This is a genomic window from Bacillus sp. LK2, assembly GCF_001043575.1.
Taxonomy (GTDB): domain Bacteria; phylum Bacillota; class Bacilli; order Bacillales; family Bacillaceae_G; genus Bacillus_A; species Bacillus_A paramycoides.
The window spans coordinates 1-670 of the sequence record NZ_LDUK01000095.1; the positions used below are offsets into that span (position 1 = coordinate 1).

Below are 670 nucleotides of genomic sequence, written 5' to 3' on the forward strand. Positions count from 1 at the left end.
CCGAAAAGATGGGTATTTAGACATTGGCGGAAATAGATGGTTAAAAGAAGAACATTTTGATGTTAGATAATGACGGGGAGCTTTTCGTCCGGTTAATCTTAAGATTTGAAAAACTAAAATACATCCAAAAAATAATAAATATAGACAGTGAACGAAGGTGCTCATTCAAGTACCTTTTTTATATTGTGTAAAAATAGAAAGGAAGACTAATATGGCAAAATTTATTTATCCTACAGATACAACAAGAGTAACAAGTGGTTTTAGAGGTAGCAGACCAGATCATCATGGAGTAGACCTTGCTGAAGCGGGTTATCATCCAATTTATGCAGCGGCTAGCGGGCAAGTTAGTCGTTCTTATCTTTCATCTAGTTATGGTGAATGTATTATGATTGTGCATACAATTGATGGAGTTACATGGGAAACCGTATACGCTCATATGCGTAGTGGCTCTCGAACAGTAAAAGACGGCGATCATGTTACACAAGGGCAAACTATTGGGATTATGGGGAACACAGGGGATTCTAGTGGTCAACACTTACATTTTGAATTGCACAAAGGGGGCTGGAATGTTAACAAGAGTAATGCTGTGAATCCACTAGATTATTTGGGGAAAAGTGACAGTGGCAACAGTACGGACAAGCCGATTCAACCAATTGGGATTGGAATTGCA

At 38.5% G+C, this 670-nt stretch carries 1 protein-coding gene; it reads left to right on the forward strand.

The genetic code is table 11. The annotated features are described in order from the left end of the window. Window positions 1-211 precede the first annotated feature (211 nt). Window positions 212-670 (forward strand): M23 family metallopeptidase (locus tag VK90_RS27215; protein WP_048376718.1); only part of this gene is annotated, 459 nt, incomplete at its 3' end.